We start from the raw sequence: 25,917 nt of genomic DNA, 5'->3' as shown, positions 1-25,917 counted from the left end.
CTCCTATATATAGGAGGTGATGGGTATGACCTAGATACAGTATCCAGCTCATGATAAAAACCGAGCACGTCTCATTCACATTATTTTCTATTACACAGGAGGAACTGCCGATGGCATTCAAAATGAAAACCACAAAAGGTGGTTATACAACTACATTAGCTGATAAAATCATCAGTCAAAATCTACCAATTTTCTCTCTTAGTACCGAACTTGAACCACAACAACGGTTTGAAGATGGGAAACCAACAGGAGAAATCATAGCTTATAAAAGTTGGTTTGTCCAAGAAGGACAAGACCCATTTCAAGTCAAATTCGAAGAAAAGATTAAACTTCCTGCTTTCCAGTCTATGATTCAGTTTGACACATTGCAAGCATGCGAAGTAAAATACAATATTTACTTCAAAGCTGACGGTATCAAGGAGGTTCGATGATGACTTCACAATCTCATGATGTGCTGAATCAATCTTTCCTGCAATCTTACTTGCTCCAGAGCCTCAATATGGCTCTGGGGGCTTTAATGCAGGGAGAAACTAGCTACACTAACTCGTTTAACATCATTATTAAAGAAAACGGCTTCATATTTGTCCCTCGACTACCATGTGCTTACATCTTAGATGATGACCTCTACAATAAAATTTTTCTGATAGCTAATGCTTCCCTATATCCTCAGTTCACGTTGCTAAAACAAAATGCAACTTACTTTGTACCGTTAAAGACAGATGATATACATGTGCAACGTGGTCTATTTTTTCCATGGAAAAAGGGAGTTTCAGAGCGTCTTGTAATTCCTGATTTAGATAAGTTTTCAGCCAATTTACCGCAGGAAAAAATCCCAATCATGAAAAACTTTGAACTTAATTTAGATAAGGTCAATCACTGGGCTATAGCTGGAAATTCGGGTTCGGGAAAATCTTTTGCTCTTACTTACTTCTTAAGTGTCCTAAAGCATATGTCTGACTTGATAATTATTGACCCTAAATTCGACACCCCAAGCCGATGGGCTAGAGAAAATCACATTGCGGTTATCCACCCTGTCGAAAATCGTTCAAAATCCGATTTTGTTTCACAGGTTAATGAACAACTAAGTCAGTGTGCAACTCTCATTCAGAAAAGGCAAGCTATCTTGTATGATAATCCTAACCATCAATTTCCCCATCTAACCATTGTCATTGATGAAGTGCTTGCTCTATCAGAGGGAGTCAATAAGAACATCAAAGAAGCCTTTTTCTCCTTGCTCTCACAAATTGCCTTGTTAGGGAGAGCAACTAAAATCCATCTCTTCTTAGTTAGCCAACGTTTTGACCACAATACCATTCCCATATCAGTAAGGGAACAACTTAACGTATTATTGCAAATTGGAAATATCAATCAGAAAACCACCCAATTTTTATTTCCTGACTTAGACCCTGAAGGGATTGTTATTCCAACTGGACATGGTACAGGTATCATTCAAGTTATTGATAATGAACACCCTTATCAGGTTCTGCCTCTGCTCTGCCCAACTTACTACACTAAACGAGGTATCCTATGACAACTAAAACCTATTTCATGAGAAGTTTCAATTTCATTCTGAATCTGCTTCTCATCGCTCCTATCTTGTATTTGTTTGGTTGGCTTTTCAATAGTCTATCTATTCAATTAAATACCAATACTCTGTTCAAGTTGGAGACTGTCACAACTATTACTGATAAAATCAGTTCTATTAGTTACGGACTAGCTCTTATTTGCTTGTCCTTATCTTTGGTATTGATTGGAATAGAAATTGTCAAACGGTGGAAAACAGACAGACTTGTGAACTATGTGAAATCTGTTTATCATACTTTTTCTCTTAGAAATTTCTTATTTCAACGTGAAAAAGTACAGAAAGTAACAAGTCCTGAACATCAGACTGTACCAACATCAACCCCTGTAAACAACGGATTTAATCGAGCTGTCCGTAAATGTATGGTTGATATTCAGACTGATTCTGTCACTATCTTCATCAAAGTTCCAAGAGACCAACAGGGACAAAAAATTCTAAAGGATATGGAAGCACTATTAAAAGAGGAAATTGCTAGTCAGCATACTGATTACTATTTCTCATCTCCTATTCGAGTCCGCAATCAATTATGGTTCATTGGTAAAAAACGTTAATCTTTGGGGGCTGTGGCTTGCATTAGCAAGAGCCAAACAGCCCACCTTTTTTTATTATGTTCTATTCAACCATGAGCTATTGGGGTTACTACGACCCCCAATAGCTCAATAATCAATAATCACAAATTTTGTCCAAAAAATTCCGAAAAGTATACCCAAAATCTCCTATATATAGAAAAGATATAGCAAAGCGAGGTAATTGCCTATGGCAAAAGAACAACGCTCCTCAAAGTGGACTTTCTTATTCTACGAAGAGAGTGCGCCAGAGGATTATTTAAACATCTTGGAAGAACTCCATATTCCATTTATCCTTAGCCCTTGGCACAACAAAGATGTGAACAGACAAACAGGAGAGTTCAAAAAATCACACAAACACGGTGCATTCTTCTTTGATTCACTAAAAAGTTATTCCCAAGTATCAAATATCATCAGCGATAAACTAAACGGTCCAGCACATGTCGAGGTTGTTATGTCTCCAACAGGTTTATTTGACTATTTTACACATGCTGAGAATCCAGATAAGACACCATACAGCATTGAGGATATTGAGGTCGGTTGTGGCTTTGATTTGGATAAATTCTTGATGGAGATGAACTCCTCGGATTTTATTCATGAAGTGGTTGATATTATCGAAGAGAACGACTTTACAGAATTTGAAGAACTGGTCTGGTATGCACGAGCAAACAATATCAATCTACTAGGTCTCATTATTGAACGTACCTATTTCTTTGCTAAATATTTAGATTCACGACGGCATAATCCAAATCGGTTACAGACTGCTAATACAGAGGAGAAAGACAATGATGAATAACGAAAAGTTAGAACAAATTGAACAGTTATTGCAAACACTTATCAAGCTCATTCAAATCAAAGAACAGAGCAGACCACTAGAGATAATTCAGCAACGAGAATTGCTAAGACAACTAAATATCTCTCCAAACACACTAAAAACTTGGGAACAAAAAGGATTAAAAAGATTAGAACCTCCTATAGAGGGGACTCGAACCGTCTTCTATTTATTAGACGATGTTATTGACTTCTTGAACTCCTAATGTTGAAGTTTTGTGCTAAAATAGTATTATCTAAAAGAAAGAGTGGTAACTATTTTAGCCTGCTTCAATATCCTGAAGAAAGGCAAATATGGAAACTGAAACAATTGTCCATAATGGCAAAAAAGTCATTAAAAAAATCAAAAAAGATAAGTCCGTCTCATACACTTTGAAGGGGGCATTTCTCGGTAAGGATGCTAAGACTGGCAAACAGGTTACTACAACCATTACAGCAAAAACACTAAAACAGCTTGATAGAGAAGTTATCCAAGCACGGTTAGATTTTGAAAGAAATGGATTTACTCGAAAAGAAGTTATATCTATTGCTACACTTGAAGATTTAGCTGAAGCATGGTTTCAATCTTATCAAACTTGGGTTAGCTCGCATAACACATTAAATAGAGTGAGAGGTTACCTAGATAATTATATTATCCCAAAGTTTGGAGATTATAAACCAGATAAAATAGAATCTGCTAATATTCAGTTATGGTTAAATGACCTAGCCAAAAAATCAAAGAAATCTGTTGAATCTGGTGTGAAACGTGCAAATAAGGGATCTGCAAAAGACTTCGGAGCGGTCATCCATAAGTTGAAAGATATTTTTGACTATGGTATTACAAACTATGGTCTAACTGCTAATCCCGTCAGCACCGTTAAGGTTCCACCTAAGCCAAAATCAAATAAGCAACGTATCATGGTACTACATGATGATAGCCTTGCTATGTGGCTTAATTATCTTGAAAATTTAGATAACAGTAGAGCCAATCGAAGGTTTAAATTGATTTGTAATACTCTCTTGGCTTCAGCTTTGCGTATAAATGAGTTATTGGCATTGACAATTGATGATTTGAACTTTGAAGAATCCTCTATTAGCGTCAACAAAACATTGCTTTGGAAAACCGCTAATAAAAAGACAGGAACAAAAGGGGAAGTCGTCTGTAAAGCAACACCAAAAACCGACGCAGGCAATCGTTCTATTCCTGTTCCTTTATCTATACTTGAGGAACTTCAAGATTTTCACAATGAAATGAACAAGTATCTTAAATTACACAATAGACCTGAAACAAAATTGATTTTCCCAACAATATACGGAAACTATATGTGTGATAGAAACGAGCGAACAACTCTCAAGAAAAGATTAGCAGGTCTAGGATTACCAGATTATGGTTTCCATTTATTCCGACACACTCATGCTTCAATGTTGCTTAATGCTGGTGCAAACTGGAAAGAACTCCAAGTCAGAATGGGACATAAATCAATTTCAACCACAATGGATACTTACGCTGAATTAGCACCTCAACGAAAGTTAGAAGCTGTTGGTATTTATCTTGATAAGATTGCTCAATTGACTCACTAACTACTCTACCTTTCACTCTACCTTTTATAGAGTGCTTCATCATAAACGTTGATATGACAGCGTTTATACTAGCTAAAATAGAAAATACTTAACCTTTACTGAAGTTAAGTAAGGAGTTCACTACACGTCATTAGACGTCAAAACATTGATTTTAAGCGATTTTTGAATTTTTGAAGTTCATTACATTGCAATATAAATCAGTCGAATCACTACATTTTTCTCTACACTTTTTAGATAATAAAATTTAAGTAGAACATGCAGATAATGACAGGAACACTTCGAATGAGGTGTTCCTTTTATTCTTGATTCTTACGATAAATAATATACTCGTTCAATGTCATAATTGATAAATTTCCAGGTTTATCTTCTACAATAAATAAGTCATCAATCCCTTTTCCACTACTATTATCAAGAATTTTTTTGGCATCTACTATTTTTTCTATAGACTCTTGATAGACTTTATCAGAAATCTCACTTGGAATTTCTAAATATATTGTACCTTTATCAGTTGTGGATTTTATAGTTAGTTTAGCAGGTTTTGTTTTTTTATTTGAATCAATAATTACTACTTTTTTCTTTTTAATTGAGCCAACAATCTTAAAAACTAGTTCCTTTAATATGTCCACAGTTAGCCCTAAAACAAGCATTTCTACAAACTCTCTACTTAGTATTAATTCAATAAAAGAATCAAACGAAGCTTGAATTTGACTCTTATCAAAAAAAATTACCTCTATATTCTTACTTTTAAACTTTTCCTGAATTTCTAGTTGTTCATCATCCGTAAAAAGTTCTGGAACTTTGATAAGTATTCCTTTAACCATAAATAATCCTCCTTCTTTTACTTAACTAATTTCCAATTCTTAGCATCTGAATTATCAATCATAATTTTTCTACGATTACTTAGCAATTCGTCACTCACAAAATATTGTCCTAATCGTTCTACAAACCCACATTTCTGACAAGTATAAAGATAATCTTCTCTTATTTCATTTACTAAAGCTGTATTGAATTCAAATTGTTTGCCACACTCATCACAAGTCATGCTAAGATGTTCACTGCTAAATATTAAATCAAAAATGCTCTCTAATTCTTTATTATCCTCCTCTGATAATGCTAATATTATCTTCAAATCTCTGATATATCGGTTAAATTCTGAGATTTTCTCATCTATATCTACATATTTTTCAAAAATAGCAACAATAACCTCCACCAAATATAGTAGAATATATGGGATCTTTTCGTAGTACAAATTCCAGAAATCATCCCAAATTTCATCATCTGCAAATATAAAATTAAGATTCCGCTTCTCAGTGGGATAATTTTTATTTCTAGTCACCAAATGAATTGATTTATCAAATGCACTAGTCAAACTATTTTCAGCCTTTCGATTGTATATTACATCATATAATAATTCTGGATTTAGTAATTCTTGACTAAAATCCAGTGAACTATTTTTAGATTGAACTAATACCTTCGCCTTTGAGAATAAATCAATAACAAAATCTTTCTTTCCTTTTAAATCACTAACATCATATTCCTTAGGGCTTGCGTATTGCACTTTTCCTAAAAATTCATATGGTTGAACTAGTATCCAACTTAAATAGAACAAATTATCCTGTAAAGGTTTCCTAGCAAGTGAAAAAGCAACCGTTACCTTTCCCCTCTCTATACAGCTCAGTGATTCAAAAAGATAGTAATTTAAGTCTCGTAGAATTGAAAAGAATATATGAGGGATAAAGACTTTTTCAGAAATTTCTATATCCTTTCGTCTCTCCAACTCATCAAAAAGGTCAAATTTCTCATCTATCTCGTTAGTAAATTTAAAAGATAAACTTGACAATTTATATTTATCAGCCTTAACCAATATATCAACTAAAATGTCATACAAATTATGATTTGACCAATATTTTTCCCTCATTTCTTTCTCACTACTAAATATTATACTCTAGAACCAATCAATATTTCCTTCTTTCTAGACTATTTTTTATCTTCCATATCCCTCAACGCATATTCACATGCTTGAATCACGAAACTTGAAAAAGTTTGGATGTATACTATAAAAGTAGACAAAACTTTGTGTGTTACAATCTGTTTTAAAAGACACAAAAACGAAAGGACAACCTATGTCAACATTTAAACGCTACGATGAAGAATTCAAACAATCTCTTGTCAACCTTTATCAAACTGGAAAAACTCAGTCTGAACTCTGTAAAGACTATGGGGTATCCGCTTCTGCGCTTGCAAAATGGATCAAACAGTATTCTCAAGTCAAACTCGAAGATAATTCTGTACTTACTGCCAAGCAAATACAAGAGCTACAAAAACGTAATGCGCAGCTTGAAGAGGAGAACCTTATCCTAAAAAAAGCAAGTGCCATATTCATGCAAAACTTAAAGTAAGACTCCTCGCTGTCTATCGGTTATGCTTTGAACACGCCACAACAACCTTGTGTCGTGTTTTACGTGTCAATCGCTCCACTTACTATAAATTTCTAAGACATAAGCCCTCAAAAAGAGAATTGGATAATCAAATTTATAGAAAACAAATACTTGAGATTTATACCAAAGCAAACAAAAGACTTGGTGTGAAGTCTATCAAGGTCATTCTTCAAAGAGACTACGACACAAAAATCTCTGAAGGAAGAATTTACCGTCTGATGAAGAATATGGCGCTCCCTAAAATGGCTACCGTTAAGCCAAAAACAGCTCTTAAAAAGACTCAAAAAACGTATCCTCAAAACTTACTCAACCAGAAATTTTATCCTGACAAACCTAATCAAGTATGGTCTACTGACTTCACCTATATTTCTATTGGATATAAGAAATATGTCTATCTCTGCGCAATACTTGATCTCTATTCTAGAAAATGTATTGCTTGGAAACTGAGTCATCGTATGGATGCAAAGTTAGCATGTAACACTCTAGAATTAGCTCTTAATAAAAGAAAGATTGAAGAAACACTTCTCTTTCATTCCGACCAAGGGTCACAATTTAAGGCCAGGGAATTTAGAAAAATAATTGATGACAATAATATCATGCATTCTTTTTCTAAACCTGGATATCCTTATGATAATGCCGTAACTGAAGCATTTTTCAAGTATTTAAAGCATAGACAAATCAACCGAAAAAATTATCAAAATATCAAACAGGTTCAATTAGACTGCTTTGAATACATTGAGAATTTTTATAACAATTACAACCCACATACGGCTAATCTAGGACTAACCCCTAATCAGAAAAAAGAAAATTATTTTAACGCAATAAAATAACACGGTTTTCTGTCTACTTATTTGACATTAGTCCAAAGGTCTTACCAGCCTTTCCAAAACCAATGACTACTAAATCATATTGTTCCATAAAATACTCCTTTTATTTTTTCAACATTAGTCTATCAAAAAAGAAAATTTTCGGCACAATTCTGCTACGGCTCTATTATGGAGTCCTAGTTGTAGGAAAAAACATTACAATAACTGAGAAGGTTTAGATAAAAGATAGGCGAATTACAGACAAAATGTACACGTATTTGATACAATGTATCTATACACTAATTTATCGATACAGAAAGGTCAAACTATGAAAGAAAAATTTCAAATGTGTAAAACCTATCTTCCAGTCGTCTTAGCAACGATTGGATTTGTCAACGGTTGCAAAATTATCTTTGGAGAATTAGGTAAGCCAAATGGTATGGAAGCTAAATATCCTCTTTTTCTCCTAACCATTTCCTTGGTAGCTATCTACCTCATCCCCTTACTAGTACTGACATATTACTTAGCTAAACGCTATAACATTTCTAAGCAAGTTATAGGGCTTAGCTGGCTTTTAGGCTTAACAAGTAGCATCTCTTTTTCTGAACTGGGACATACAGCTATCGGATATTTCCTGCTCGAAATTGTTAAAGCTAGTGGTAATTTCCTAAATGACTGGGGCGCAGCTATTTCAGGTCCATTGGCAGAAGAAATCGGTAAAGGGCTAACTGTTCTACTTGTGCTGCTTATTTGTAGAAAAATGACACTTAAAAATGCATTGGTAAGCGGAGTGATTGTTGGATTAGGTTTCCAAATCATTGAAGACATCACATTTGTTTTTAGAGACATGTTCATGAATAAGTTAGACGGCTTTGAAACCATTCTTGAACGCATTGGTCAAGCTGGTTGGGCCCATTGGGTTTTCACGCTTCTCTTTGCCATTGGTTTAGTAGCCCTTCTCACGAAAAATACAGGTATGTCAAAAGCACAGGGAGTAATTTGGATTGGTGCAAGCTTTGGAATCCATTTTCTCTTTAATTCACCATTCAACACTGGTATCTTCCAGACGTTGTTTCCTATCTTGAGTATTCTACTTGGCTTACTTGCCTATCAAACGGTTGAGAAACTATCTGAATAGACAAAAAATCCGCCTTTGAGCGGATTTTTTATATTCATTCTTGTTAGAACAAGCCGATAGCTGTCCCGTCTGCTGCCACATCCATGTTGAGAGCTGCGGGAGCTTTTGGCAAACCAGACATGGTCATGACATCACCTATTAAGGAAACGATAAAGCCTGCACCTAATTTTGGCACAAATTCACGGAAGCATCAGGAGCCTTAAGCAAGTTCGGTACCTTAACGGCGATAAACTTCTCTGATCCGAGGTCAGCTCCGAAACCTGCTTCTGTGACCGTGTAGCCGGCCAATCGCAAAGCTGTAATTGTTGCGAGAACTGAGTTACATCCGTAGGCAATATTAGCAAATGGACCACCATGGACAAAGGCAGGCGTGCCATAGATGGTTTGGACAAGGTTTGGTTTGATAGCATCTTTCAAAATAAGGGTCAAAGCACCTTCCACCGCCAAATCACGCACGTAGATAGGACTGCGGTCAAAACGATAACCGATAATAATATTTGCCAAACGTGCTTTCAAGTCATTGATGTCTGTCACCAAACACAAAATCGCCATGATTTCAGAAGCCACGGTAATATCAAATCCATCTTCACGAGGAATACCATTGAGCGCCCCCAAAGCCAACTGTTACCTTACGAGAATCTACTTCAAATTCCTCTTTAGTTCATATTTTTAGCAATCTCATTAAATGAAGAAATTGTCTTACCATCTGAAAATATTATGCCAGCCAGAGATGGTCCTGAGTCGTCAGGATGGGAAATGGAAACATTATAGCCGAAGTATAAGCTGGATTACGATTTGCTTTAACCCATTTTCAAGAGATAACAGACTTTGAGGCTAACTCAGCTCCAACAATGTCATTGTATCCGAAAGTCATCTTAGTATGACTTTTGATTTTGAAAAACAGTTCAAAAAATTTGATTTATGGTGAAAGGAAAAAACATGGGGGCATTTATTCAACACCAAGTTCTGGGGATGAAGTGACTAAACGACATTGTAGGACAGGTACTAGTATTCTTTGGAATCAATCTCTCTTCTCGATTAGGAGGAAGTTTGCAATTTTTCTTCTATGATGTCATCAAAATCACTATTTTACTCTGTGTATTGATTTTTTTCATTTCATACCTTCAAAGCTATTTCCACCTGAACGAAGTCGCAGCATTTTAGGTAGTTACGATGAGATTCTTACCAATACCGTTCAACTTTATTAGGAACAGTCATACCATTTCGTCCTGTTCTTCTATTCCTTTATTTATGGAATTCACAAGTGCAGAGCTCCCGATTGGGGTTACGTTTTCATTTTTGATTCCCTTGCCTATGGTGGATTTGGGCAGTTTAATGCTATTGATGAGTATTTTCGGAGGTAAGATTGCTGTTGATTATGAAAGTCACAAATGAACCAAGCTAATATAAAAACGACTGAGTCCTGTACCACACTGAACTCAATCATTCGCTTAAATATTATCTATATTTTGTGGAACGTTGACCACTCAAACTCTTTCCTATTCTGATAGTGAGGGAATAGTTCTCACCGTCCCCTATAGGCCCATTTTGAGATTAAAGAAAGTTTTCATACGTGAATAGGCTAAGTTAGAACCAACAAAGTAGACATGATCCCCTTTTTCAATCTTGCCATATGGTCCAGGGGAAAGAACAAATTCACCCTCATGCTCGATGGCAATAATTGTTGCACCTGTTAAATGCCAAATATTCAACTCACTAAGCGGCTTTCCAAAGTACTCAGTATCTTGGCTAACGATAATCTCATATGGCGTCAATGGGTATTGACGACTAATGGATTGACTTTGTAGTAAAAATTCATTAACCAGAAGGGACAAATCTTCCATTTGTTCTTGCTGGTACTTGATATTTTTTCGGATTCGTTCCTTAATGATTGCAATCGAATGAGTACTTTCGTACTTATCTAAAAACTCAATCGCTTTTTCTTGTGATAGGACAATTGCTCCACTGCCATGTTTTAAGGTAACAATCTTCAAGTCCGCCAGAATATTCAAGGCTTTTCGCGTTGTCTCCGGAGAAACGTTAAATTGAGCAGACAAAGTCGAACGTGACTTCAGTTTTTCACCAGCTTCATAATCCCCATTGGCAATGCGCTTGGCAACTTCTATCGCGATTTGTTGGTACTTTGATTCTTTTACTGCTGATACTTTCTTCTGCATTTTCAGTTGTCTCCTTTCGTACATATCCTATCCATTAAATCACAATTTTATCATTTTTTCAATATTATTTAGTGATGCTTTTTCGCACAGAGAGAGAGGTGTGATTTCATAGAAATCAATTTTATCTTCTCATCTCTGCATGGTTGACTATCACAAAAGGTCTTGGAAAACTTTTTGTGGTTAGAAATCAGAGGCCCAATCATTCAAAATTGCTTACACAATAAGAAAAGCAAGCCTTTAGCCCCCTTACAACCAAACTGCTAAAACTAAAAACATCAAAGAACCCAGGACTGTCGTCCCAGGTCACTGTTCTATCTTGTAACTATTCTTTTTCTGAATATTGCGCAACGAATTCTTTTGTCTTTTCTGCACCAGTCACTGCTACTGATTTGATTTTTTCAGCAGACTGACTTGCAAATTCACCAGTTGCTTGTGCTGCGTCTGTCAAGCGATCTTGAACTGTTACAGATGACTTCTCAAATTCTTCCTTGGTTTGAATATCCACGACATTAACGTTCAATTCAACCACCTTCAAGTGAGTCATGACTTCAACATTTTGAGCTACGATCCCTTTCATACTTTCGACAATGGCTGGAATATCTTTTCCGTATTCCACGATGATGTTCAAGTCTACAGCAACTTCCTCAGAGCCAACTTCAACATTAACGCCGTCTGTCACAGAATCAGAATTAACCAAGTTATTTTTCAAATTGGAGAAAAATCCTCCATTGACTGCCAAGAGACCATCAACGTTTTCCAATGCATGGCCAACAATTTTTTCAATGACAAGGTCATTATAGGTAAGGTTGCTTTTCATATTTTCTACATCTATCATAAATTATTTCTCCTCGTCGGTTGATTTTTTCAATCCGTCTACAGCACCTTTTACAGTGTCCTTAACATCTTCAATCGTTTCTTTGACTTTACCAGCCAATTTTTCAACTTTACCTTCTGTTTCGATTTCTTTATCACCTGTTAATTTACCAAGACCTTCTTTTACAGATCCTGTCACTTGGTCTAATTTTGCATCGAATTTTTCTTCTGACATAGTTTGTTCCTCTTTCTATTTTAATTTAAAAATTATTTTACTCGTGGTTCAGGTTTTAGTTCTTCTACCTTTTCAACACCTGTACCAACTACTGATTTAACGTTTTCTACTTGGTTTGAAGCAAAATTTGTCGTTGCTTGTGCTGCGTCTGTCACGCGATCTTGCAAGCTGATAGAGTCCGCTTCATGCTGCGCACGTGTTTTGATATCCACCACCTTGACATTTACTTCTACGACATCCAAGTCTGTCATCTTTTTCACTTCAGATTCAACAATGGCTTTGATGTCTGCGTAAATAGTCGGCAAGTGTTTTTGGTACTCTGCTACGATATCTAAATCCACAGCCACTTGTTTTTTACCAACTTCGACTGAAATGCCATCTGTTACAGACTCAGTATTGACTAACTTGTCTTTTAGATTGGCAAAGAAGCCACCGTTGGCAGCCAAGAGACCATCTACATGTTCAATCGCTAAGCCGACAATTTTTTCAATAACCTTATCTTCAAAAGTGAGCTGGCCACGAACTGCTTCAGTCGGAAGAGTTGATGTGTTTTTTACATAAGTATTCGTTGTCATATTAATCCTCTTTCTTTATTTAAAATAATTAACTATCTTTGAAATCAAGCCTGTCCGTTGGCAATAATTTCCCAACAAAATACCGAAAATCGTAAATAGTATTAGAAAAATTGTCTTCAAAAACCCAACTGTTAAGAAGAGAAGCGCCAAGAACAATCCCAAGCCCCCTCCTATAAGTGGGTATCGATAGGTTTTGAATAGTTCCATTTCTCCTCCTTTATAAGACGCGGTTAACAACACGACTCGTTTGTCCAGCTGTCTGTAGTTCGTCTACAAATACTTTGAAATTAACCGGTCTATCAACACCAATATACTGTTGAAGCCCTTGTTCAATAACTTTTTTAGCACCTACCGCAGCATTTGCAAATCCTACTTCACTGGTTACAGCACCTTTAACATGAACCTTAAATTTTTTCTTGTACATGGTTACCGCTACACTTGGGTTGACCAATAAATTCGATTCCAAAATGCAGGTACGAACATAGCCTTCCAGAGCTGATTTTTTTAATAGCAAGGAAGCATCGTCTTCTAACAAAGGAATTTCTGTGTAAGTCCGCGGGTAAAAGATAACCACCAAGACTGTCACAAGAATGATTGCGATAAAGATAAGGGCTAACCAGAAGTATACAAGATGGTAATGTTCTTCTATAAAAGTAGGTAGCTGCAAATCTGTGTTCAACCAATTCCATTCACTCGAAAGTGCTATATGACGTTGGCTGATGACAACTACAAATGCAAGTAGACTGAATAATAGAAGACTTGCGAGGCTGTAGAGCCATTTCAGTGTCTTACTCATATCAGATCCTACTTTCTAGTTTGATTTTCTAAGAAAGAACGACACGACAGCAACCACGATAACCGCTCCTAAGATAGATGGAACCAAGGCCATCCCTGCCAAGCTAGGTCCCCATGCACCAAAGATGGATTGTCCGACAGATGCCCCGACTAAACCTGCAATGATGTTTGCAATCCAGCCCATTGAGCCACCTTTTTTAGTAATAGTTCCTGCAACTGCACCGATTAGTGCTCCGATAAGTAATTTCCAAAGAATCATCATTTTTTCTCCCTTTTAAATAACTAACAAAGAATACAATACCGATGGGTATATGGCAATAATTAAGAATATTCTTTGTGGTTTTTAACCACATAAAATATAAGAGGTCATCCTACAATTTTTTAACTTAACAACATTATATAATGTGAGCTTTTGCTCAATTGTTATTCTCGTTATAGTGACAACTTGTTTTATATTTTATGTTGTCATTATATCACATAGACAGATATTTTCAACTATTTTGCTTATTTTTTAAATAGAATGTAAAAATAGTGCTTTCTAAAAATAGTAAGAAAACACCTATTTTTGTATATTACAATAGAAAAATACGGAACTTAAAACCATTGATATGATTCTATTTTATACAATTTTAACTAGATTTTTTGACAAAAGTGACATTACGTGTTATGCTTTGTGTGTTCTGTTTTTTGACAGACTATTTTTTATTTCCAAGTGACACTATATTTTAATAATAGGTTGCTTGTGATTGGAGGAAGAATGAAAACAATTTTAGAAGTAAACCATTTGACAAAAGTTTTCGGGAAAAAGCAAAAAGCTGCTCTTGAGCTGGTCAAACAGGGAAAATCAAAAGAAGAAATTTTGAAAAAGACAGGTGCAACTGTCGGCGTCTACGATGCTAATTTCGATATCAAAGAGGGCGAAATTTTTGTCATCATGGGACTTTCAGGTTCTGGCAAGTCAACACTCGTTCGTATGCTGAATCGCTTAATTGAACCATCATCTGGTCAGATTCTCCTAGGAGATAAGGATATCTCTAAACTGAACGACAGTGATTTACGTGAGATCCGCCGTCACGATATCAATATGGTCTTTCAAAGTTTTGCCCTATTTCCACACAGAACTATTCTTGAAAATACAGAATTTGGTTTAGAATTACGTGGCGTAGATAAAGAGGAACGTCGTCAGATTGCTGAACGTGCTTTGGATAATTCCGGTCTCTTGGCCTTCAAAGATCAGTACCCAAATCAACTTTCAGGTGGTATGCAGCAACGAGTCGGTTTGGCGCGTGCTCTCGCTAATAGTCCTAAAATCCTTTTAATGGACGAGGCCTTCTCTGCACTGGATCCCTTGATTCGCCGTGAAATGCAAGATGAACTACTCGATTTGCAAGCAAATCAGCAACAAACCATTATCTTTATCAGTCATGACCTCAACGAAGCTCTTCGTATTGGTGACCGTATCGCCCTAATGAAGGATGGTAAAATCATACAAATTGGTACTGGTGAAGAAATTTTAACCAATCCTGCCAATGACTTTGTACGCGAGTTCGTCGAAGATGTGGATCGCTCTAAAGTCCTTACTGCACAAAATATTATGATTAAACCCATCACCACCACTATCGGAATCGATGGCCCGCAAGTTGCCTTGAATCGTATGTATAACGAAGAGGTCTCTATGTTGATGGCAACTGACCGACGCCGCCATCTCCTTGGTAGCGTTACGACAGATGCGGCTCTAGAAGCTCGTAAAAAAGGAATTCCATTAGCCGACGTGGTCAATACCGATATCGTGACGGTTTCAAAAGATACCATCATCACTGATATTATGCCATTAATTTATGACTCGTCTTCTCCAATCGCTGTTACTGATGACAACAATCGTCTACTAGGAGTCGTGATTCGAGGACGATTGATTGAAGCCTTGGCAAATATCCCCGAAGAGAACAACGCATAGTGAAGGAACTAATATATGATTGAAAATATACTAAAAACAAAAATTCCGGTAGCTCCGGCTGTAGAAGCTCTGACAGACTGGGTTACCAAAACATTTGCAGGATTTTTTGACATCTTGCAAGCCGGCGGAAATGGTGTGATGGATTGGACAACCAATACACTTCTCTTCATTAACCCACTCCTTTTTATGGCATTCGTTAGTATTGCTCTCTTTTTCTTATTGAAAAAAGAAGATTGGAAAATGCCTGTCTTGACCTTGCTTGGACTATTCTTTATCTACAACCAAGGTCTATGGGAGCACATGATTAGCACCCTCGTTTTGGTGCTAGTAGCCAGTTTGATTTCGATTATTATCGGTGTCCCACTCGGTATTTGGATGGCAAAAAATACAAGTGTAAAACAAATTGTTAATCCGATTTTGGACTTCATGCAAACAATGCCAGCCTTTGTTTACTTGATTCCTGCCGTGGTATTTTTCGGTATTGGTATTGTACCAGGGGTATTTGCCTCTGTTATCTTCGCCCTTCCCCCAACTGTTCGTTTTACAAACTTGGCTATTCGTGAAATTCCAACCGAGTTAGTTGAAGCCTCAGATGCATTTGGTTCTACTCCAAGCCAAAAATTATTCAAGGTGGAGTTACCTCTTGCCCGCAATACAATTATGGCCGGTGTCAACCAAACAATGATGCTCGCCCTTTCCATGGTCGTTACCGGTTCAATGATTGGTGCCCCAGGGCTCGGGCGTGAAGTCCTCTCAGCCCTACAAAAAGCAGATGTCGGGAATGGTTTTGTCTCTGGTTTCGCGCTCGTTATTCTGGCCATCATACTAGACCGTATTTCACAACTGCTCAATCATCAAGGTAAAGAAAATGGACAGACCGCTAAATGGATTGGTATCGCAGCCTTACTCCTCTTTGTCGGAGCAGCTTTAGGACGCAGCTTTATCGCCATGAATGCCAATTCTGCTGCCAAGGACAAAACCATTCGTATCTCCTATGTACAGTGGGATTCAGAAGTCGCTTCCACTAATGTCATCGGTGAAGTCTTAAAACAAGCTGGTTACAAGGTAGATATGATTCCGCTTGATAATGCTGTTAGTTGGCAATCCGTCGCAAACGGAAATGCCGATTTTACCACAAGTGCTTGGATTCCCGTCACACATGGTCAACAATTCAAAAAGTATCAAGACAACTTAGAAGATCTTGGTCCCAACTTAGAAAATATCCGCCTTGGTCTTGTCGTACCAAGCTATATGACCGCCGTCCATAGTATTTCAGACTTGTCTGATCAAGCTAAAAAATCCATCACTGGTATCGAGCCAGGTGCTGGGATCATGGATGCAGCTCAATCTGCTAAAAAAGACTATGGCAATCTCTCAACTTGGGAATTGACAGCATCCTCTACAGGTGCCATGACATCTTCATTGGATAAGGCCATCCGTAACAAAGAAGAAATCGTTATAACCGGTTGGTCTCCTCACTGGATGTTCTCAAAATATGACTTGAAATACCTTGATGACCCTAAGAAATCATTCGGAGAAGCTGAAAATATCAACACGATTGCCCGTAAAGGGTTGAAGGAAGATGCTCCCGAAGTCTATCAAATTGTGGACCGATTCCATTGGACACAAAAAGACATGGAGTCTGTCATGCTAGATATCAATAAGGGAAAAACTCCTGAAGAAGCTGCAAAGAATTGGATTAAGCAGAACAAAAAAATCGTCCAAGAATGGACAAAATCTTAAGAGCCGTAAATTCTTAATTGACTATAAAAATAGGGAGTGGGAAAGAACTCATAGCAATTAGCAAAGAGTTTCCTTCGCTCCCTTATTTTTAAGCTCAGGCAGAAAACGTCCACTGGATCTTTTTGACACTTGCTCCGCAAGTTTTATTTCCAACTTAAACAGGTCTGGGGGACCTGTTTAACTCATCCCCGTACAGCTCAAAAGGTTCACTGAACCTTTTGAGGTTGGAAATGAAGAGAAATTTTCGCGTCAACATAGGATATCTTTGAAGTTTGAAAAGCGAACAAAGGTGCCAATCAACCACTGCATCTTGCAATTCTAGCTTAAATAAAATTAGGAGTTGGACTTGAGCCCAGCTCCTTTATTTCCCTTCAAAGACCTGCTGACTCAAAAATGGTATACTGTAACTAGCAAAGAGGACCTACTATGAAAGATATGACCATTCTCGTTAACCAACATTCTGGAAAAGAAGAAAAAGAAAAAATCATCGACAGCATCTTGAAATATTTCAAAGAAAACACCAATGCAACTGTCACCATTCTTTACCCTGAGACTGCCGAAGAGATGCAGGCATTTGCCAAAGAAGCCTGTCAAAACAAGGTTGATCTGATTATTCCATTGGGGGGAGATGGGTCAATTAGTCTAGTCTGTGCAGGAATTTTTGAAGGTGGTAGCCACTCAAAGTTAGGAATCATACCAACCGGAACAGTCAATAATTTTGCAATATCACTAGGTATTCCACTTGATCTTACTAGTGCACTGGATAACCTCCTCCAGGGACAAGAGGTTACATTCGACCTAGCTCAGGTCAACGACCGTTATATGATTTCCAGCATGACTCTAGGCCTCATGGCCAATATCGCCCTTGGAGTCACCACTGAAAACAAGCGTAAATTTGGCTTTCTAGCTTTCCTATTTGCTGGCTGGTCCATCTGGTGGAAACAAGAAAACTATAAGCTCTTCCTAGATTTTAACGGCCAACGATTAAAATACAAGACAAAAATTTTACTACTTACCATGACCAATCACATCGGTGGCAAAAAAGGTTTTTCACCCTTAGAAAGCTACGATGACGGCCTCTTTACAGTCTATCTTCTCAAAAAGCTACATCTCCTCCGCTTTATGTGGTTCTACTTTGTCCGTAAGGGAGAATTTAAAGACTACCAGCATTGGGATCAATTTCGTACATCTAAGCTAGAGATTCATAACCGCTCTAAAAGAGGTCACCGCAATCCGATTACTCGTATTGATGGAGACACAGCTAGCTCCTTACCCGTTACGATTACGGTGCATGAAAAAGCCATTCGTACACTAGTTCCCAAACACACATAGACAGTTAAAACCCACCGCTTCAAAAACGGTGGGTTTTCTATTCATTATTCTGCTTCTTGGCCCCATAAGATAATAAATCTATGCGTCAACTGCGCTGTCATGCCCCAAATATTTTCAGAGACTTCCTCGTAAAAAGGAATCAGACGATTATGGTGGCTAAACTTGTAGCCGGCGCCATCTGTGATTCGTTCAAATGGAAAATCCGATTGCGCATTGATGGTAGCTTCCAGCCTATGATAAACCGGCGGAGTAGCTTGTAATAGCTTTAGTGGGACTGTAAAAAGTCGTTCAACTTCTGCATTGGGACAAATGTCTGTCCAGTCATCAATCTTCAATTGCCCCACAAAGCAACGGATGGTACGATTATGGTAGACGATATAGTCTATTTCTCCCCAGATGTCAATGTCTGTTGCAGCCACATTGAGTTCTTCCATTGTTTCGCGAATGGCTGCCGCTTGATAGGATTCTCCTACCTCTACTCGCCCACCAGGAAAAGACACTTCGCCTGGTTGGGAAATGGTTTGACTGCGCAATTCATAAAGAATCTGCCACTCATCATTGGCCCAAACCAAGGGTAAAAAAACAGCATAAACTTTTTCCTGCCCTAAAGGTTGGGCTTGGTATTCTTGAAAAAATGTCTTTTTATCCTTCATCTGCTTTCCCTAAAATTTCTCTTTCTATGACGACCAAAACTCCCGATTCGTCATTGCTTGGTGCTTGATTCTTAGCTCTTTGACCTACATTTTCTGGACAATTCGCCATAGCGTAGGAATGGGGGGTCAAGTCCAACATTTCCAAATCATTGTCACTGTCTCCAAATGTCATCATCTCATCAAGCGAAATCCCCCAACGTTGACCGAGGAATTGCAGAGCAGTCCCCTTATTAATTGTCGGTTGGATGATATCAATGAACTGAAAACCGCTTGAAACAGCACGCGCTCGCGGTCCACTCATCTCATTAATCTGGTCTACCAAATCTGCAATGTCCTGATCGGGTACATCCAAGGTTACAATGCAAAATTTGTCTTCGGGTAACTCCGCAAACGATTCTAATTCCTTCCAAGAATAATTATGCTTCTTAACGATTTTCTTAAAATCTTCTGGTGCTGCTGCTCCAAAATAGGCATGGTCCAGCCCTCCCACCATACAACGAGAAAGAAGATTTTTCTGTCCCAATAAATCTAAGATTCCTTTCACAACCGATTGATCAAAATGATGTTCCTGTAATAAGTGACCATTTTCATAAATTTTATTCCCAATTTCAGACACAATGGTCATCTGGTCTAAGTAAGGTTCAAAAAATGTCTTAATCTGGTGAAATTGATTACCTGAAATAGCTACAATCTTGATGTCACGCGCTGTCAAGTCCTGAAAAATCTTATCAAAACGCTTGCGATCATAGTCATTCTGAGTATTCAAAAAAGTTCCATCCATATCAAAAGCAACTAATTTTATCATCTTCTTCCTTTCAGTCTACTCATTTGACCAGCTCAGGTGCATAAAATCCTTCATTTCTTGATAAGCCGTATCAACCCTTGCTTTTGTTTCCTCATCCAGTTGCTCTCGGTGTTTTCCACCTTCAATAAAATCTTCTAAGATAAAGGTTTGATAGGTATACAAGGATCCACCATCAGCCGCATATTGACCATTTGGCACACGGCTAACCCATGTCGGGTGAGCAGTCGCAGTCTGGATGAGTGTCTTCCCATCTTTTTTCTCGAAGGTTACATCCATGAGAACCCCGCGCTCTGTCCACTGGTAGTTATTCACCCCTTCCATGGTCTCCATCCGCTGGTTAGAGATAAAATTCCCCATAGAGTAGATAATAAGCTTTTTATCTCCATCTTTTTCAAGAATTTCAGATGGCTCTGCCACATGCGGATGACCACCAAAGACAACATCTGCTCCCCAATCTACCATTTTATGGTAGAGAGTCACCTGTTCTTGCGTTGGCTCCAGTTGGTATTCTACCCCCATCTGGGGCATGACAATGGTAACATCTGCTTCTTTTTCAGCACGCTCAATCTCTGCCTGCATCTTGCTTTCATTCATGTCGGATAGATAGCTATCATATTCTTCTTGAGTCAGATTGCCCTCCATACCATTAAAGCCATAAGCATAGGCCAAGATAGCGATTTTTATCCCATTGATTTCTCGAATAAATAGCGGAGCAGAAGCCCGATTGCCCTCAGGATAGATACCAACCGTCCCAATTCCTAAGTCTGTAAAGTTTTTTGACGTTGAAATAAGCCCTGATAACTGAGAATCCAAGATATGATTATGGGCCAAATCGACTACATCATACCCTGCATCCTTGATAGCTGTCACAACCGAGGAAGGAGCATTGAAAAGAGGGTAGCCAGCTAGAGGAAATTCTGAGGAAATCGTTCCCTCAAAGTCAGCAATGGCTAGATCTGCCTGCTCAATCCATGGCTTCACATAGGTAAAATTAGTCGAAAAGTCATAGGAGCCATCTGCCTGCTGGGCACTTATATAAAGACCATCATGGTAGAGTAGATCGCCATGCGCCATAACACGAGCTGTTTGGCTGGTTACTTGCTTACTCTTAGTCTGCTGACTGGATGACTGTTGCTTAGCTGCTGATTTTGTCACCCCCCCTGGCCGATTCAAAAAAAGAGTCCACACAAACAATCCTAAGACTAGCATGATGAGCGAGCTTAAAACAGCTATTACTTTTATTTTGCGTCTTTGCTGACGATGTCTCCATGCACGATTTGATCTTCTTCCCATGATACTACCTCCTATTTCTTCCAGTATACTCTATTCTTTGCCTTTTGAAAATAGGAAATCGAGCCAGTTTTCCCAGCCCGATGATTCCTTATTCTGTGATGTACTGCAATTTTCCGCGGAAATCTTCTAGGCTTTCATAACCTTTTTCTTCCATAATAGCTTGCAATTCTTCAGTAATACGCTCAAAGGCTTCTAATCCTTCTTTTTGCAATGTAGTCCCCAACTGCACCATGCTTGCACCGCAAAGAATGTGTTCAAAAGCATCTCGACCTGTCAAGACACCTCCTGTCCCCACGATTTGAATACTTGGATTAAGGCGTTGGTAGAAGGCGTGCACATTGGCTAGGGCAGTCGGCTTAATATACTGACCACCAATCCCGCCAAATCCATTTTTAGGCTTGATAACAACACTTTCGTCTTCAATATAAAGACCATTGCCAATCGAATTGACGCAGTTAACAAATTTAAGAGGGAATTTATTGAAAATTTCTGCCGCCTGGTCAAAATGTACAATATCAAAATAAGGTGGCAACTTGATTCCCAAAGGCTTGCTAAAATAACGGAAAACCTCCCTCAAAATACGCTCTGTCATGTCAAAATCATAAGCAATTTGTGGCTTACCTGGGACATTTGGACAGGAAAGATTGAGTTCTGTCAGTCCTGTAAACTCGCTATCTTGCACCATTTTTAAGATCGTGTGAGTTTCTTCAGGCGACATGCCAACGACAGAAAGAACAAAAGTCTTGCCTAGTTCCCTTTCCTGTAATTCTAAGAGATAATTCAAATAGTAGTCCAGACCTTGGTTGGGCAAGCCCATTGAGTTGATAGAACCCAGAGGCACATTTTGATAACGAGGCTCAGGATTACCTGCACGCGCTGCAAGAGTCGCTGTCTTGGTGACAAAGGTTCCCGCCGCAGAGTTTTTAACCCCCTCCAACTCTTCCTTGGTCATACACCAAACACCCGCTGCATTCATGAGGCAGTTGTCAAATTCTACACCAGCCAAACTTGTTTTTGTCGAAACCATCGTTTTCTCCTTTAGTTTTTTTTATTATAGCATAGAGAGAAGCCTGCTCTTAGCCTCTAACTGCATTTTAAGAAAAACATTCGGATTTAGATTTTTTTGAAAAAAGTTGTCAGAAAATTCAAGTTTTTACTTTACAAATAAATTTCTAGGTGCTATAATAGCACCATAAATTAAATTGTCAGACAATTTAATAAATCACAACTAAAGGGGAACTATTAATGACATCTGCTAAAGAATATATCCAAGCCTCATTTGAAGGAGTAAAGGCTCGCAACTCTCATGAGAAAGAATTCCTCCAAGCGGTGGAAGAATTGTTCAACACCTTGGAGCCAGTCTTCGAAGCTCACCCAGAATACATCACTGAAAATATCTTGGCTCGTATCGTTGAACCAGAACGCGTGATTTCTTTCCGTGTGCCATGGACTGATAAAGACGGAAATGTACAAGTCAACCGCGGCTACCGCGTCCAATTCAACTCAGCAGTTGGTCCATACAAAGGCGGACTTCGTTTCCACCCAACTGTAAACCAATCTATCCTTAAATTCCTCGGTTTTGAGCAAATCTTCAAAAACGTCTTGACTGGTCTTCCAATCGGCGGTGGTAAAGGTGGTTCAGACTTTGACCCTAAAGATAAAACAGATGCTGAAATCATGCGCTTCTGCCAAAGCTTCATGACTGAATTGCAAAAACACATCGGTCCTTCACTTGACGTTCCAGCTGGTGACATCGGTGTCGGCGGACGCGAAATCGGCTACATGTATGGTCAATACAAACGCCTTCGCCAATTTGATGCAGGTGTCTTGACTGGTAAACCTCTTGGATTTGGCGGTTCACTCATCCGTCCAGAAGCAACTGGTTATGGACTTGTTTACTTCACAGACAACATGCTCAAAGCCAACGGCAAATCATTTGACGGGCAAACTGTTCTGATTTCAGGTTCAGGTAACGTTGCCCAATTTGCAGTCCAAAAAGCTACTGAACTTGGTGGGAAAGTCATCTCTGTATCTGACTCAAATGGTTACATCATCGACGAAACTGGTATTGACTTCGACCTCCTTTGCGATGTGAAGAACAACCGTCGCGCTCGTTTGACAGAGTACGCTGCAGAAAAAGCTAGCGCAACTTACTTTGAAGGTTCTGTATGGGATTACGATGGTCAGGTTGACATCGCTCTTCCATGTGCGACCCAAAATGAAATCGACGGTGACAAGGCTGCTCGCCTCGTGAAAAATGGTGTCTACTGTGTAGCTGAAGGTGCCAACATGCCTTCAAACCTTGATGCTATCTACACTTACAAGGAAAACGGTGTTCTTTACGGTTTGGCAAAAGCAGCCAATGCTGGTGGTGTAGCCGTATCAGCCCTCGAAATGAGCCAAAATAGCCTCCGCTTGTCATGGACTGCCGAAGAAGTGGACAACCGCCTCAAAGACATCATGGCAAACATTTTCAACACAGCTAAAGAAACAGCTGAAAAATACGACCTTGGTAAAGACTACCTTGCAGGTGCTAACATCGCAGCCTTTGAACAAATCGCTGACGCAATGATTGCCCAAGGATTGGTATAAGAGCAAACTAATTAAGATTGGAGAAATCGTCCTTCGTGGACTGCTTCCTCAATCTTTTTTCTTGCTCAAAAAAACTCCCAGAAACAGGCTCTGAGAGTTTCAATAGTCTATACCTTACATAGACAGGATTTACATAATCTTTTGGAAGCGTCAGCCCTTCTTCCTAAAACTTACGATAATTTTTGTAAGCCAGATAGAAGAAAAACAAGTGACAAACCAAAACTGATGAGAAAACGTGGAGAGTGCCAAATAGCGTCAAACAGTAATATTGCATAAATTGATGCAGCAAAATTTGCTATATTTGGAAAGAAAAATAGACTCACTCCAAAAAGAATCACTGCTGAAACAAAGAAGGTCATAAATACTACCATCTGCTTAATCATGACAAAACTCCATTCTTAGATAGCATCTATATCCCTATATCGTGGGTAGACCAGTAAATATCCTGATAAATAAACCGATAAACATCCGAATCATCCACTCCGTAGTAGAGAGTCAAGTCCACTTTTTCGCCTGGTTTGATTTTTTCTGGGATATCTTTGTTGTAGGTTTGATAATCAAGGACATAATAACCACTTGCATCATCACCATAAACCGAAAATTCATACTCATCGAAGTAATAATCTTGATCGCTGGTATTTTTCAGATTGACCTTTACCACCAAGGCCTGATCCAAACTGTCATCAATGAGCCTATCTGCATCTGCAATTTCTATAGACTCTACCTTGATTGAGAGATCCGCCATTTCGGCTGTTTCACCGATTGCATATTCATCATAATCAGACCAGTCCATAGTGGCTTCATAGCCAGCGTCATAATCCCCAGCAACAAATTCATTAACCGCTTGGCTCCCTAAGACCAACAAGAGAAAGCCCACCACCGTTGCTAGGATGAGCGAAATAACCAGTCCTGCAATACTGGTCCAGAACAACGGCTGCTGGTGAAGTGGCTTTTTCCGATAATAAACATGGCCATCTTCGACGATAAATTCTTTTGGAAACATACTCTTCCCTTTCTATTTAGAAGCCAGCAAATCCAAGCCAGATTCTAGAAGGGCTTTTTGATAAAAGCCATAAAAATCATGATACACTTGACTTTGTTGACCATTGGCCACAAAGAGGTGAATGCGATAAGAAAATTGCCCTGTTTCAGAAGTTTGCGGCCCCAATACTAAACAATTTTTCACAGCATCATACAGAGGAATGTGTTGTGCATTTACTTTCTTAATGACTGCATCAACTGCCTCTAAATCCACTGTACTAGAAAGTGGAAAATCAATTTGCACCCGCATATCTCCGCGAGATTTATTACTAACAACTAAAATATTTCGATTCGGAATAAAGTGTAGAGTCCCGTCTGCATCGCGTATCTGTGTTGTTCGGATTCCAACAGAAACCACCTTTCCTGCTACAGCAATCGGTCCATTTGTCAGACGAACATTGTCTCCCACATCAAACTGGCGCTCAACGAGAATGAAAAAGCCATTAACCAAATCAGATAAAAAGCCCTGCGCACCCAGACCAATGGCAACCCCAGCAATCCCCGCACCCGCTAACAGGCTAGATACAGGAAGCCCACAAATAGCTAAAATACAGTAAATCAAAAAGAAAACCAAGGTATACTGAAGAATATTTTCCACCAGACGAATGACCGTCTTTTGGCGCCCCGAGTCTGGATGGTTTAATTTAACACTAGACTGCACCATCTTCTTGGCTACAAATTTGATACTCCTTCTAAGGAGAAGAAAGAACAAATAAAGCAGCACAATGGAAATCAGATTCATCAAAATCGCTTCTATATCAAATTGCGCAAAATACTTTTGAAAAAATGAAAGCATAGAACTCCTTTCTAGGGATATTATATCATACTTGAAGAGAGTTGTTTTATGGAAAGATAGCTTGAACCAAATGTGAGTTTTAAGCCTGTATCTCCAAAGTATTCCCTAGTGAAAATAGTCTTTCTACTCACCATTTATTTGATAAAAAACTCTCTATTTTGTTCATCAAAATGCCAAAAATTTGGCATTTTT

General features: G+C 38.4%; 29 protein-coding genes and 2 pseudogenes. 13 read left to right on the top strand and 18 right to left on the bottom strand.

The genetic code is table 11. From position 1 onward, the window contains the following. Positions 1–110: 110 nt before the first annotated feature. The 6 genes from ACHUFA_RS04535 to ACHUFA_RS04510 all read left to right on the top strand — a co-directional run bounded on the left by ACHUFA_RS04535 (position 111) and on the right by ACHUFA_RS04510 (position 4,539). Positions 111–431 (top strand): hypothetical protein, encoded by a 321-nt coding sequence (locus tag ACHUFA_RS04535; RefSeq protein WP_044685823.1) that lies wholly within the window; start codon positions 111–113, stop codon positions 429–431. After that, positions 431–1,531 (top strand): P-loop NTPase family protein, encoded by a 1,101-nt coding sequence (locus tag ACHUFA_RS04530; RefSeq protein ID WP_044685825.1) that lies wholly within the window; start codon positions 431–433, stop codon positions 1,529–1,531. Before ACHUFA_RS04535 ends, ACHUFA_RS04530 begins: the two co-directional genes overlap by 1 nt. Further along, a complete protein-coding gene (locus ACHUFA_RS04525) occupies positions 1,528–2,133 on the top strand; it encodes a DUF502 domain-containing protein (RefSeq protein ID WP_044685824.1) in 606 nt (201 codons plus the stop codon). The genes ACHUFA_RS04530 and ACHUFA_RS04525 overlap by 4 nt, the downstream gene beginning before the upstream one ends. A gap of 205 nt (positions 2,134–2,338) precedes the next feature. Continuing rightward, positions 2,339–2,944 (top strand): replication protein, encoded by a 606-nt coding sequence (locus tag ACHUFA_RS04520; protein WP_394405030.1) that lies wholly within the window; start codon positions 2,339–2,341, stop codon positions 2,942–2,944. Then, positions 2,937–3,185: a MerR family transcriptional regulator gene (locus ACHUFA_RS04515; protein WP_003055530.1), complete on the top strand. Its 249-nt coding sequence runs from the start codon at positions 2,937–2,939 to the stop codon at positions 3,183–3,185. The genes ACHUFA_RS04520 and ACHUFA_RS04515 overlap by 8 nt, the downstream gene beginning before the upstream one ends. An 88-nt stretch (positions 3,186–3,273) precedes the next feature. Next, positions 3,274–4,539: a tyrosine-type recombinase/integrase gene (locus ACHUFA_RS04510; RefSeq protein WP_394405029.1), complete on the top strand. Its 1,266-nt coding sequence runs from the start codon at positions 3,274–3,276 to the stop codon at positions 4,537–4,539. Positions 4,540–4,835: 296 nt separating this feature from the next. Here ACHUFA_RS04510 and ACHUFA_RS04505 read toward each other — a convergent pair whose 3' ends face one another. Together ACHUFA_RS04505 and ACHUFA_RS04500 are read right to left on the bottom strand one after the other, a co-directional pair. Then, positions 4,836–5,360, bottom strand: a complete 525-nt coding sequence (locus ACHUFA_RS04505; RefSeq protein WP_018376430.1) for a hypothetical protein — start codon at positions 5,358–5,360, stop codon at positions 4,836–4,838. Positions 5,361–5,377: 17 nt separating this feature from the next. Then, on the bottom strand, positions 5,378–6,457 hold the full coding sequence (locus tag ACHUFA_RS04500; protein ID WP_394405028.1) for a hypothetical protein: 1,080 nt from the start codon (positions 6,455–6,457) through the stop codon (positions 5,378–5,380). A 205-nt stretch (positions 6,458–6,662) separates the two neighbouring features. Between ACHUFA_RS04500 and ACHUFA_RS04495 the strand changes: the two genes are divergently transcribed. Together ACHUFA_RS04495 and ACHUFA_RS04490 are read left to right on the top strand one after the other, a co-directional pair. Further along, a protein-coding gene (locus ACHUFA_RS04495) for an IS3 family transposase (RefSeq protein ID WP_222347757.1) occupies positions 6,663–7,807 on the top strand; the annotation gives its coding sequence in 2 pieces (ribosomal slippage) (positions 6,663–6,897 and positions 6,897–7,807; 1,146 coding nt in all). 304 nt (positions 7,808–8,111) lie between these two features. After that, complete coding sequence (locus tag ACHUFA_RS04490; protein WP_222347756.1) at positions 8,112–8,921, top strand: PrsW family glutamic-type intramembrane protease; 810 nt, start codon at positions 8,112–8,114, stop codon at positions 8,919–8,921. 43 nt (positions 8,922–8,964) lie between these two features. Here the strand turns inward: ACHUFA_RS04490 and ACHUFA_RS04485 are convergent, their stop codons facing one another. Continuing rightward, positions 8,965–9,096: a formate--tetrahydrofolate ligase gene (locus ACHUFA_RS04485; protein WP_222347755.1), complete on the bottom strand. Its 132-nt coding sequence runs from the start codon at positions 9,094–9,096 to the stop codon at positions 8,965–8,967. Positions 9,097–9,101: 5 nt separating this feature from the next. Next, positions 9,102–9,555: pseudogene (locus ACHUFA_RS04480) on the bottom strand (formate--tetrahydrofolate ligase); the annotation flags it as partial. A gap of 356 nt (positions 9,556–9,911) precedes the next feature. On the opposite strand from ACHUFA_RS04480, the pseudogene ACHUFA_RS04475 reads away from it, so the two are divergent. Continuing rightward, positions 9,912–10,301 (top strand): annotated as a pseudogene (locus tag ACHUFA_RS04475) (permease); the annotation flags it as partial. Between the two features lie 155 nt (positions 10,302–10,456). On the opposite strand, the gene ACHUFA_RS04470 reads toward ACHUFA_RS04475, so the two are convergent. The 7 genes from ACHUFA_RS04470 to ACHUFA_RS04440 form a co-directional block, all read right to left on the bottom strand. After that, positions 10,457–11,098: a GntR family transcriptional regulator gene (locus tag ACHUFA_RS04470; RefSeq protein ID WP_222347753.1), complete on the bottom strand. Its 642-nt coding sequence runs from the start codon at positions 11,096–11,098 to the stop codon at positions 10,457–10,459. Between the two features lie 322 nt (positions 11,099–11,420). Beyond that, complete coding sequence (locus tag ACHUFA_RS04465) at positions 11,421–11,933, bottom strand: Asp23/Gls24 family envelope stress response protein (RefSeq protein WP_222347752.1); 513 nt, start codon at positions 11,931–11,933, stop codon at positions 11,421–11,423. A 3-nt stretch (positions 11,934–11,936) separates the two neighbouring features. After that, a complete protein-coding gene (locus tag ACHUFA_RS04460) occupies positions 11,937–12,146 on the bottom strand; it encodes a CsbD family protein (RefSeq protein ID WP_222347751.1) in 210 nt (69 codons plus the stop codon). Between the two features lie 32 nt (positions 12,147–12,178). After that, on the bottom strand, positions 12,179–12,721 hold the full coding sequence (locus ACHUFA_RS04455; RefSeq protein WP_222347750.1) for an Asp23/Gls24 family envelope stress response protein: 543 nt from the start codon (positions 12,719–12,721) through the stop codon (positions 12,179–12,181). A gap of 15 nt (positions 12,722–12,736) precedes the next feature. Further along, positions 12,737–12,928, bottom strand: coding sequence for a DUF2273 domain-containing protein (locus ACHUFA_RS04450; RefSeq protein ID WP_222347749.1), 192 nt, complete (start codon positions 12,926–12,928; stop codon positions 12,737–12,739). A gap of 10 nt (positions 12,929–12,938) precedes the next feature. Continuing rightward, positions 12,939–13,517, bottom strand: a complete 579-nt coding sequence (gene amaP, locus ACHUFA_RS04445; RefSeq protein WP_222347748.1) for an alkaline shock response membrane anchor protein AmaP — start codon at positions 13,515–13,517, stop codon at positions 12,939–12,941. Positions 13,518–13,532: 15 nt separating this feature from the next. Continuing rightward, positions 13,533–13,778 (bottom strand): GlsB/YeaQ/YmgE family stress response membrane protein, encoded by a 246-nt coding sequence (locus ACHUFA_RS04440; RefSeq protein WP_222347747.1) that lies wholly within the window; start codon positions 13,776–13,778, stop codon positions 13,533–13,535. Between the two features lie 495 nt (positions 13,779–14,273). Here ACHUFA_RS04440 and ACHUFA_RS04435 point away from each other — a divergent pair, with 495 nt between their 5' ends. The 3 genes from ACHUFA_RS04435 (at position 14,274) to ACHUFA_RS04425 (ending at position 18,545) form a co-directional block, all read left to right on the top strand. Further along, positions 14,274–15,470 (top strand): quaternary amine ABC transporter ATP-binding protein, encoded by a 1,197-nt coding sequence (locus tag ACHUFA_RS04435; protein ID WP_222347746.1) that lies wholly within the window; start codon positions 14,274–14,276, stop codon positions 15,468–15,470. An 18-nt stretch (positions 15,471–15,488) separates the two neighbouring features. Further along, positions 15,489–17,213, top strand: coding sequence for an ABC transporter permease/substrate binding protein (locus tag ACHUFA_RS04430; protein ID WP_394405050.1), 1,725 nt, complete (start codon positions 15,489–15,491; stop codon positions 17,211–17,213). A 426-nt stretch (positions 17,214–17,639) separates the two neighbouring features. Further along, positions 17,640–18,545 carry a diacylglycerol/lipid kinase family protein gene (locus tag ACHUFA_RS04425; protein WP_222347745.1) on the top strand — a complete coding sequence of 302 codons (906 nt, stop codon included), beginning with the start codon at positions 17,640–17,642 and terminating at the stop codon, positions 18,543–18,545. A 44-nt stretch (positions 18,546–18,589) separates the two neighbouring features. On the opposite strand, the gene ACHUFA_RS04420 is transcribed toward ACHUFA_RS04425, so the two are convergent. The 4 genes from ACHUFA_RS04420 to ACHUFA_RS04405 form a co-directional block, all read right to left on the bottom strand. Then, entirely contained in the window at positions 18,590–19,198 is a 609-nt protein-coding gene (locus ACHUFA_RS04420; protein ID WP_222347744.1) for an NUDIX hydrolase, read from the bottom strand. Next, positions 19,188–20,003 carry a Cof-type HAD-IIB family hydrolase gene (locus tag ACHUFA_RS04415; protein ID WP_394405027.1) on the bottom strand — a complete coding sequence of 272 codons (816 nt, stop codon included), beginning with the start codon at positions 20,001–20,003 and terminating at the stop codon, positions 19,188–19,190. Before ACHUFA_RS04415 ends, ACHUFA_RS04420 begins: the two co-directional genes overlap by 11 nt. 15 nt (positions 20,004–20,018) lie before the next feature. Continuing rightward, positions 20,019–21,296, bottom strand: coding sequence for a CapA family protein (locus ACHUFA_RS04410; protein WP_394405026.1), 1,278 nt, complete (start codon positions 21,294–21,296; stop codon positions 20,019–20,021). A gap of 88 nt (positions 21,297–21,384) precedes the next feature. Next, positions 21,385–22,323: a dihydroorotate oxidase gene (locus ACHUFA_RS04405; protein ID WP_394405025.1), complete on the bottom strand. Its 939-nt coding sequence runs from the start codon at positions 22,321–22,323 to the stop codon at positions 21,385–21,387. Between the two features lie 218 nt (positions 22,324–22,541). Here ACHUFA_RS04405 and gdhA point away from each other — a divergent pair, with 218 nt between their 5' ends. Then, on the top strand, positions 22,542–23,888 hold the full coding sequence (gene gdhA, locus ACHUFA_RS04400; protein WP_394405024.1) for an NADP-specific glutamate dehydrogenase: 1,347 nt from the start codon (positions 22,542–22,544) through the stop codon (positions 23,886–23,888). A 170-nt stretch (positions 23,889–24,058) separates the two neighbouring features. Here gdhA and ACHUFA_RS04395 read toward each other — a convergent pair whose 3' ends face one another. The 3 genes from ACHUFA_RS04395 to ACHUFA_RS04385 are packed head-to-tail and all read right to left on the bottom strand — an operon-like array spanning position 24,059 to position 25,725. After that, positions 24,059–24,271 (bottom strand): hypothetical protein, encoded by a 213-nt coding sequence (locus ACHUFA_RS04395; RefSeq protein ID WP_394405023.1) that lies wholly within the window; start codon positions 24,269–24,271, stop codon positions 24,059–24,061. Positions 24,272–24,297: 26 nt separating this feature from the next. Then, positions 24,298–24,891, bottom strand: coding sequence for a DUF4352 domain-containing protein (locus ACHUFA_RS04390; protein WP_394405022.1), 594 nt, complete (start codon positions 24,889–24,891; stop codon positions 24,298–24,300). 12 nt (positions 24,892–24,903) lie between these two features. Further along, the gene (locus ACHUFA_RS04385; RefSeq protein ID WP_394405021.1) at positions 24,904–25,725 is read right to left on the bottom strand and encodes a mechanosensitive ion channel family protein; all 822 of its coding nucleotides are present in this window, start codon (positions 25,723–25,725) and stop codon (positions 24,904–24,906) included. Positions 25,726–25,917: the final 192 nt, after the last annotated feature.

Source organism: Streptococcus hepaticus (assembly GCF_043656315.1).
Lineage (GTDB): Bacteria > Bacillota > Bacilli > Lactobacillales > Streptococcaceae > Streptococcus > Streptococcus hepaticus.
The sequence above is the reverse complement of the archived record's forward strand: the minus strand, read 5'-3'. Positions and strand labels throughout refer to the sequence as shown.